The 7,113-nt window shown below is 62.6% G+C and carries 5 protein-coding genes; 3 read left to right on the top strand and 2 right to left on the bottom strand.

Features of this window, described 5'->3' with window-relative positions:
* The first annotated feature begins 203 nt into the window (after positions 1 to 203).
* The gene (locus AC1DKD_RS09020; RefSeq protein WP_477143194.1) at positions 204 to 1,601 is read left to right on the top strand and encodes an MFS transporter; all 1,398 of its coding nucleotides are present in this window, start codon (positions 204 to 206) and stop codon (positions 1,599 to 1,601) included.
* A 174-nt stretch (positions 1,602 to 1,775) separates the two neighbouring features.
* Here the strand turns inward: AC1DKD_RS09020 and AC1DKD_RS09015 are convergent, their stop codons facing one another.
* Positions 1,776 to 3,041, bottom strand: a complete 1,266-nt coding sequence (locus AC1DKD_RS09015) for an MFS transporter (RefSeq protein ID WP_477102676.1) — start codon at positions 3,039 to 3,041, stop codon at positions 1,776 to 1,778.
* Between the two features lie 97 nt (positions 3,042 to 3,138).
* Between AC1DKD_RS09015 and AC1DKD_RS09010 the strand changes: the two genes are divergently transcribed.
* Together AC1DKD_RS09010 and AC1DKD_RS09005 are read left to right on the top strand one after the other, a co-directional pair.
* On the top strand, positions 3,139 to 4,104 hold the full coding sequence (locus AC1DKD_RS09010) for a LysR family transcriptional regulator (protein WP_441635400.1): 966 nt from the start codon (positions 3,139 to 3,141) through the stop codon (positions 4,102 to 4,104).
* 80 nt (positions 4,105 to 4,184) lie between these two features.
* A complete protein-coding gene (locus AC1DKD_RS09005; protein ID WP_441635397.1) occupies positions 4,185 to 4,694 on the top strand; it encodes a DUF3016 domain-containing protein in 510 nt (169 codons plus the stop codon).
* Positions 4,695 to 4,802: 108 nt separating this feature from the next.
* On the opposite strand, the gene AC1DKD_RS09000 is transcribed toward AC1DKD_RS09005, so the two are convergent.
* Positions 4,803 to 7,007, bottom strand: coding sequence for a hypothetical protein (locus tag AC1DKD_RS09000; RefSeq protein ID WP_477143193.1), 2,205 nt, complete (start codon positions 7,005 to 7,007; stop codon positions 4,803 to 4,805).
* Positions 7,008 to 7,113 lie beyond the last annotated feature (106 nt).

Here is a 7,113-nt window from a genome sequence, read left to right as displayed (position 1 = left end):
GAGGAGGGGGTCGCCCCATCCGGCGCGCCTTCTTTGCCTACTTTCTTGGCAAGACAAGAAAGTAGGTCGCCCCCCGCAGGGGGGTGAAACCGCCTTTGACTTTAAGGTTTTAAGCCTTTGAAGTTAAGCAGTTGCAATTGCAACCCCATCAAACAAAAAAAACAAAACACCCAAATCCCAAAAGGACCAAAAGGAGACACCCCATGCCCCAAATCGACATCCACAAACTAGCCGACGAAGCCCGCTTCAACCGCTTCCACGCCCAAATCCTCCTCTGGTGCGCCCTCATCATCATCTTCGACGGCTACGACCTCGCCGTCGTCGGCATCGCACTCCCCTCCATCATGAAAAGCATGGGCGTCGACGCCACCAGCGCCGGCTTCATGGTCAGCTCCGCGCTATTCGGCATGATGTTCGGCGCGATCTTCATGGGCACCATCGCCGACCGCATCGGACGGCGCCGCGCCATCGCCATCTGCATCCTGCTGTTCAGCGTCTTCACCGCCGCCGCGGGCTTCACCAGCGATCCCGTGACGTTCAGCGTCACGCGCTTCCTGGCGGGCCTGGGCATCGGCGGCGTCATGCCGAACGTGGTGGCGCAGATGACCGAATACTCGCCGCGCAAGATCCGCGGCACCATGGTCACGCTGATGTTCAGCGGCTACTCCGTAGGGGGCATGCTGGCCGCCCTGCTGGGCAAGGGCCTGATCGAGAGCTACGGCTGGCAGTCGGTGTTTATCGCCGCAGGCCTGCCGGCGCTGCTGATCCCGTTCATCCTGAAATCCCTGCCGGAATCGATGCCCTTCMTGGTCAGGAAGGGCCAGATCGACACGCTCAAGGCCATCGTTTCCCGGCTGGAACCAGGCTACCGGCCGCACGCCGGCGACCAGTTCGCCCTGCCCGCCGGCGACAAGGCCGGCGATGCGCCCATCGGCAAGCTGTTCCAGGACGGACGAGGCTTCAGCACCGTGATGTTCTGGGTGGCATTCTTCATGTGTCTCTTCATGGTCTACGCACTCAGCTCATGGCTGGCCAAGATGATGGCCAGCGCCGGCTACAGCCTGGGCTCGGCGCTGGCCTTCGTGCTGGTGCTTAACTTCGGCGCCATGGTCGGCGCCATCGGCGGCGGCTGGCTGGCCGACCGTTTCAATATCAAGTACGTGCTGGTCGGCATGTACGCGCTGGCCGCCGTATCGATCACGCTGCTGGGCTACCCGGTACCCACCCCGCTGCTGTTCGTGCTGGTGGCGCTGGCCGGGGCCTCGACCATCGGCACGCAGATCGTGACCTATGCCTATGCCGGGCAGTTCTATCCGATGGCGGCGCGCGCCACCGGTATTGGCTGGGCATCGGGCATCGGCCGCAGCGGGGCGATCCTGGCGCCGATCGTGATCGGTGCGCTGGTGGGCATGTCGCTGCCGCTGCAACAGAATTTCATGGCAATCGCCATTCCGGGGGTGATCGCCATGATTGCGGTCCTGCTGATCGATCATCGCCGCTCGGCCTCGGCGCAACACGCATCCGCCCTGGCAGAGCAGGCACAAGCGCCCGGCCAGGCTGGCGGGCAGCGCATGGGTCCCGGAGTACAGCACTCCGGCTGAAGGCCGCGCATCCAATGTGCGGCGGCAGACATTCGGCGCCCGATTCCAGGTGCAGATTTAGCCCTGTACGTGAGTGGCCCCCAAGCGCCGTACCTTCGCCTCGCCATGCTCTTTCCCGAGCTGGCGAGGCGCCTTTCGCCGGATGCGGCAAGCGGTGCTTGTCATGCCGACATGTCATTTCGCCAGCCGCGCCCCCGGCCATGCCCGCACAAGCAACGCCCCGATGGCCGCCGCCGTCGACAACGCCGTGACGGCCATCCATCCCCACCGCGCCAGCATCAGGCTGCCCAGCGCGGCACCGGCCGCCATGCCCACGAACATGCCGACGAACAGCACCGCATTCAACCGGCTGCGCGCGCCGGGCTCGATGCCATAGACGATGGTCTGGTGCGCGACCAGCGCGACCTGCACGCCGAGGTCGAAGCCCAGCGCGCTGGCCGCGATCAGCCACAGCCGTGCGTGCGGCGCCAGCAACGGCGAGAACAGCATCCCCGCGAACGAAACCGCGGCCAGCGCGGCGCCCAGGCGCGTGACCAGCTCGGGGCCCTTGCGGTCGGCCAGGCGGCCGGCCAGCGGTGCGGCGAGCGCGCCGGCTGCGCCGGCCAGGCCGAACGCGCCAGCAGCCGCGCTGCCCAGATGAAACGGCGCGCCATGCAGCATGACGGCCAGCGTCGACCAGAACGCGCTGAAACCGATTGACAGCAGCCCCTGCGCCAGGGTCGCCCGGCGCAGCGCGCCATGCTTGCGCCACAGGCTGGCCAGCGAGCCCAGCAGCGCGCTGTACGCGAGATGCGTGGTGGGCTTGAAGCGCGGCAGTGCGCGCCATGCCACCGCGCCGATCAGCGCGATGCTGGCCGCCGCGATCACGAACATGATCCGCCAGCCGAAGTGCTCCGCCACGAAACCACTGAGCACGCGCGAGAGCAGGATGCCGAGCAGCAGCCCCGTCATCACCGTGCCGACGACCTTGCCCCGGTGCGACTCCGGCGCCAGCGTGGCGGCCGCCGGCACGATGTCCTGCGCCATCGTGGCGGCCAGCCCGATCGCCAGGCTGGTGGCCAGCAGCAGTCCGATGCCTGTGGCGGCGCCGCTGGCCAGCAGCGCGGCGCTGAGCACGGCGGCCTTGGCCAGGACGATGCGCCGGCGGTCATAGCGGTCGCCCAGCGGCGCCAGCAGCAGGATGCCCAGGGCATAGCCCAGTTGCGTGAGCGTGGGGACCAGCCCCACCGCCCAGTCGGACGCACCGATATCCGGACCCAGCACGCCCAGCATGGGCTGGCTGTAATAGAGCGATGCCACGGCCAGGCCGGCGCCGGCGGCAAGCAGCAGGACCAACCGGGCGGGCAAGCCGGTGGCGGCACCCGTCTCGGCCGCCAGGACCGCCGGAGCCCTGGCCGGGTGTGTGGCGACATTTGCATCTGTAACGCGAATGGATGACATAGCGGAAACCCTCGGATCGAAAACGAGACTGGAGTTTGCCGGCCCCTGGTTCAGCGCGGTAGTACTACACTCTGCACAATTGCTATGCGTCCGACGTATGACCAACTTGAAACCGCCCTCGCCCGCCACGCCAGCGCCCGCCTCGACCGACCGCATCGAACTGATGCAGACCTTTGTGCGGATCGTCGAAGCCGGCAGCCTGTCGGCGGCCGCCGCGCAGATGGGCACCACCCAGCCCACGGTGAGCCGCCGCCTGCAGAACCTGGAGCGCTCGCTGGGCCTGCGCCTGCTGCAACGCTCCACGCATGCGATGAAACTCACCGAGGACGGCGAACGCTGCTTCGGGCGCGCCAAGGAACTGGTGGCGGGCTGGGAAGCGTTCGAGGCGGACTTGCGGGGCGCCGGCGACGAACCGGCGGGCACGCTGCGGGTGGTGGTGCCACACGCGTTCGGCCAGCAGCAGCTGGTGGGGCCGCTGGCGGCATTCCTGCGCCGCCACCCGCGGGTGACGGTCGAATGGCTGCTGCACGACCGGACACCGGACTTCATCGCCGAAGGCATCGATTGCGCCATCCACGTGGGCGAGGTCAGCGACCCGTCAGTAGTGGCGATCCGGCTTTCCGAAGTGCCCCGCATCGTCGTGGCGGCGCCATCGGTACTGGAAGCCAGGGTGATGCCCTCGCATCCGAATGAGCTTGCCGGCTTGCCCTGGCTGTCGCTGCGCACCTTCTACCGCAACGAGGTGTCGCTCACCCATGCGGCCACGGGCGAGACCCAGCGGTTGGCCTTCCACCCGCGCGTCGGCACCGACAGCCTGTATGCGCTGCGCAGCGCCGCGGTCATGGGGCTGGGGGTTTGCGTGGCGTCGGCGTGGCTGATGGCGGACGACATCGCGCAGGGACGCCTGCTCCACCTGGTACCGCAGTGGCAAGCTTCCTCGCTGCCCATGCAACTGGTCTATCCCTACGCGAGCTTCTATCCCGCCAAGCTGCGCCGCTTCGTGGAAACGATGCGGCAGACCGTACCGGCGACGATGGCGAGCAGCGCGGTGCTGGCGCCCTGAGCGGAGCCGCCGCGCCCCGGAACAAGCCCTCCCCGCGCGCGGTCGAACTGATCAAGCCGTGAGGAAAGCGGGAGGTCGCAATGTCCAGGTCCCTTTGTTTCGCCGCCGCCGCTTTGGCCGCATTGTCCGGCGCCGGCGCCCTGGCGACGCCTCCGGGCGGCAGTCTCTCTGTCAGCTTCATTGATCCGCAGAGCTACACCGACGCCGCCTACTCCCACCCGTATGCAAGCGAGAAGGATCTCGCCGCGGTGGAAAGCGATATCACGCGGCATCTGACCCGGCTGGCCGAGCGCAAGCTCGCCCCGGGCGACTCGCTCAAGATCGAAGTGCTGGACATCGACCTGGCCGGGCGCTTCGAACCGTTTCGCTTCAACGGGCAGGAAATCCGCGTGGTGCGGGATATCACCTGGCCGCGGATGACGCTGCGCTACACCCTGAGCCATGACGACCGCATACTGGCAAGCGGCGAGGAACGGCTGGCCGACATGAACTTCATGATGTCGGTAAATACGTACTCGAGCAGCGACCCGCTGCGCTATGAGAAGCCCATGCTGGATGACTGGTTCGACAGGCGGATCGTCAGGCACTAGCCCCCTCTCGCGCGGCGCCTGGCGCACATGCCTGCGTGCAGGCGCCCTATGCAGTTGATCAAGCGATGGCGAGCACGATGCCAGCGGCACCGCGCCCGGCTTCAGTGATTACTTGCGCACGCAATCGGCACCAGAACCATCCCTGGTTGTCGAATAATAGTTGATCGCCACCCCGGGATCCTTTCGGCAGTTCATGAACTCGATCGTCATGAATCTCGCCCAGCGCCGGCTCTTGTCATTAGCATCGGGATGTACAGGGTTGTTGAAACGGCAGTACTGAATATTACCGTCCCTTGGGTAGAGCTGAGAAATATTGGAAATCTTCCCCGAGATAATATCCTCGCACGCAGGGAAACCTGACGAATCCCAGCCGGAAGGCCCCCAAACCGACGGCGCAACGGAGTACGGCGTGAGAGGACACATAATATCGATAGCGTAGCTGCTGTAACCCAGCACCAGCGGCTTCTCCGCACGGCGATCGCCGACCTGATCCATCGGGAAATGGCAATAGCGCGACCAATCGCCACCGGGCAACGCAGGAGGGAGATCAACATCATTGAAAAAATCGAGCGTATATTCTTCCACCTTTTTCTTGATCAGCCCGTTGCGATAGGAGTAAATCATATTCAAATCGCAAAGCGGCTCGTGCATTGTTTTTCCTTCGGGGTCGACGGGCTGCTCGACGGGCTTTCCGTCAAAGCCTATGCAAGTGCCAATCTTATCCCTCTGCTCGCCGTAGGTCGGATTCAAGGAGTTGCCCAACATCTCGGACAACGGATAATTCATGTCCTTGCGCCGCTCGTTCGGCCACTTGGGCAGACTATTCAGGTAGGCCGCCGACGTTTCCACCAGATAAGCCTTGTCCAGCGAATCCCATATTCCAGCGGAGTATTTCGCCACCAGGGAATTATAGATATTATATTGYTGCGCCATGACGGGCTGATTGAAACTCGGATCAGGAGAACCATTATAAAGATTGCGCGGATCCGGATATTTCAAAGTCGCCTGCCGCATCGAACTATAGAAAATACTCAGCCGATCATTTGGCAGCCCCTTGATCGCCACATCATCACCTGAGATCTCGACAGAATTGGTAAATATGCCATCGAGATTTGCCAGCGCCTTGTTCAAACCTGTCTTGGCGCAATCAGACGGAAATGAAGCCCCAAATCGCCTCACATATTCAATTATGAAGTATTGACTGGGGAACGGCTTATTTCCATGTGCGCAGTCGAAAGACGTCACATAGACAAGCGAGTTATAGGACGAATTGATTTTTGRACTATTATCGAATATCTGACTGGCACTTTGCTGTGCGATATTCTTGAGGTAGATCGCCTCGAACTTCTTTATGTAGGAAGTCAGATCCTGCAACGTCGCGGAGATATTATCCAGCTTGCTATTGATCTGATCCAGCCGCGAGATGATTTCCGGACCCAGCTGCGCAATCGGGTCTTCAGGCTTGTTGAACAGATCGAACGCCTCGAAGAGGCTGGTCATGCCAGCGACTGCCGCCTTGGCGTATTTTCCCTCCGCCAGGCTAAGAGCTATCTCGCCCCCGTTCTTGACCCCAAACGCGGCAATTGACGGCCACGTGGTGGAATCCGTCTCGGCCGATGCCAGTGCGCGCTGGTTGCCTGTGGAGACACTGGCAGCCGGGGATTTCATGTAAGGAGAATTTCCGGAATCGATTGCCTGCAGCAATTCAGAAAAGACTCCTTCATGTTTCCGAACATCGGAAATGGCCGATCCCTTGCCTACGAAATACTGGCCGAGGCCAAGGTAGAAATCATAGATACTGCCCTCGGACTTGGTCAGCGCAGTTAGCTTGCCGCGGATCTCTTCTTCGTCAAGCGGGCTGAGCTGGTTCAGTTTTCGCCCCACGTAGAACCCGGTGGTTTCCGTGCTGATGATCGGGTTCGTGCTGATCGCACAGTGACTGTCGGGCTCGATCCTGAATGCAGTGGCCCCCAGGAACCTACCGCTTTCGTCACTCGCAATCAGCGTGTAGTAACCGCGAGAAACCTGGCTTACCGGGATATCCCCGGCGCAGAACCCGTCTTCTTGCACACAGGCAAGAAGACCCGCTCCGGAAGCGACATCTGTAGTGTCCGATTCCTGTAGCACATCCACTTTCACCGTAGATGTCAGCGGCACGGCCGAAGACGAGAACTTCAAGCGGGTGGCCATGTTTCCGGTGCAGGCTTGCGAAGCGGTCAGTCCCGGACTTGCCTCGCCAGGGGCGTCACCACCACCACCACCACCACAGCCGGCCAGCATCGAAATGCCAAAGATGAGTGCAACTCGTTTCAACACAAACCCTCCCGTCAATGTCAAGAAAATGAATTAATTTCAGTGATAAGCACTCAGGAAACCGCCCAATGAAGCAATCAAGTGAATCACTGGATTGGGCGTGGAC

The organism is Cupriavidus sp. 05T313 (genome assembly GCF_056396665.1).
The sequence above is the reverse complement of the archived record's forward strand: the minus strand, read 5'-3'. Positions and strand labels throughout refer to the sequence as shown.

What these genes read in the sequence shown, in the direction of transcription:
- AC1DKD_RS09010 (WP_441635400.1), top strand. Translation starts at nt 3,139, where the DNA reads ATGACCAACTTGAAACCGCCCTCGCCCGCCACGCCAGCGCCCGCCTCG.
- AC1DKD_RS09015 (WP_477102676.1), bottom strand. Translation starts at nt 3,041, where the DNA reads ATGTCATCCATTCGCGTTACAGATGCAAATGTCGCCACACACCCGGCC.
- AC1DKD_RS09005 (WP_441635397.1), top strand. Translation starts at nt 4,185, where the DNA reads ATGTCCAGGTCCCTTTGTTTCGCCGCCGCCGCTTTGGCCGCATTGTCC.